Annotated in this window: 1 protein-coding gene; it reads right to left on the bottom strand. The window is 67.2% G+C overall.

Features of this window, described 5'->3' with window-relative positions; genetic code table 11:
- Nucleotides 1-10: 10 nt before the first annotated feature.
- Nucleotides 11-1450 (bottom strand): NF041680 family putative transposase, encoded by a 1440-nt coding sequence (locus B141_RS0107075; protein WP_020574459.1) that lies wholly within the window; start codon nucleotides 1448-1450, stop codon nucleotides 11-13.
- Between the last annotated feature and the right edge of the window lie 31 nt (nucleotides 1451-1481).

The raw sequence follows: 1481 nt of genomic DNA, 5'->3' as shown, positions 1-1481 counted from the left end.
AGCTTGTTGTTTAACCTTTTTGGTTGGTCGCTGTGGTGACTGGTGTGTCCGTTTTGGTGATCTTCCCGACGTGGCGTACGACGGCGCGTTGCTTGTTGGGTGAGTTGGGGGGACGGCCTGGGCCAGGGTGGGAGGGTTTCGGGACGCCGGCCGGAAGCACCATGGTCGGGCGGATGTTGCGAAATCCTCGACGGGTCTGGGCGGGGGTGAGCCGGCGGGGATCGCGGGTGCGTGGTTCCCAGGGGCGACGCACGTCGGCGACCAATCCGCGGGCCAGCCGGAGTTGGGTGTAGGCGGCGATGATCAGCCAGGTCCATCGGTCAGCCGCGCCGGGTGTGCGGATGCGGGGCTTGGTCCAGCCGAGGGTTTGCTTGAGGAACCGGAAGGTGTGCTCGAGATCGAAGCGGCGTAGGAATGTCTGCCACAACCGGTCTACATCGTCGGCCGTTGCGGCGGTGTCGGAGAACCACAGCCACAGCGGTTTCGGTGTGCCCTGCCCAGGCAGCCGGTCAACCTGCAACCGGATCACGGTGCCCTCGATGATCGGCACCTCGCCGTCGTGGTCGGCCCAGGTACCGCGGTGGGTCAGCTTGGGATGCAGCCGGTCCCACGAACGAGCCTGCGCGGTGCCGTATCTGGTGGTCTGGGTGGTCGTGCCGTGGGTGGGGTCGGGCCAGGTCTGGGAGTCTTTGAACTTGAACTCGGCTCCGTGACGCGCGCTGCGCCCGACGGTTCCCGCGGCCCGGGGCGGGGCCGGGAAGGCCATCACCCGATCCGATCGCGTCCGTACCAGCACGCGGACCGGCAGATCAGCCAACAGGAACGCCAGACGGGGGCCGTCGTATCCGCTGTCACCGACGATCCAGATCTGCGGATCGCCCTCGCGCCAGTGCCCGACCGCGATGAGCTCTTCCACGACCACGCGCAACTGAGCGGCGGCGACGGCGGTGTCCTCCTCACCTGGCCCCAGCCGCTGGGCGTGCAGGATCGCCGTCCACGAGGTACGGCCCGGCTCCAGCGCCGCCACGAACGAGTACGGCCACCCGGGGATCATCTGGGCCTGTCCCTTGCCGCGCGCGTAGGTGTGGCAGAACAACCGCTCGGGACTGGTGTTCGCATCAGGCCGCAGCCAGTTGCTGACATCGATGGCCAGCACGATCCGGCCGCCCTCGCAACGCGGTATCTGCTGGCGGGCAACAACATTCCGGAACCGGCCGATGTCGATCCGGCCCTGATTCACACTGTCATACAGGGCGCCGTGACCACGCCGGTGCTCCGCGGCCAAGGACAACTCCACCAGCGAGGTGACCGGCCCCTGCGAGCACAACACGGCGTCACTCAACTCGAACAACGCATCCGCACGCGCGGTCAGGCACTGGTAGAACTCCTGACGAAACCGGGATGACTCCCCGAGCGCACCGGCCGTGCCGGCATCGTGCACACTGATCATCGAAGCCCTTGGTGTGATCTTCCGTCTGTCG

This window comes from Actinopolymorpha alba DSM 45243, from assembly GCF_000373925.1.
GTDB lineage: Bacteria > Actinomycetota > Actinomycetes > Propionibacteriales > Actinopolymorphaceae > Actinopolymorpha > Actinopolymorpha alba.
Note: the sequence above shows the minus strand (reverse complement) of the source record. Positions and strands in the feature narration are given on the sequence as shown.

Excerpts from the sequence above, each read along its gene's own strand:
- B141_RS0107075 (WP_020574459.1), bottom strand. The coding sequence starts at position 1,450 with ATGATCAGTGTGCACGATGCCGGCACGGCCGGTGCGCTCGGGGAGTCA.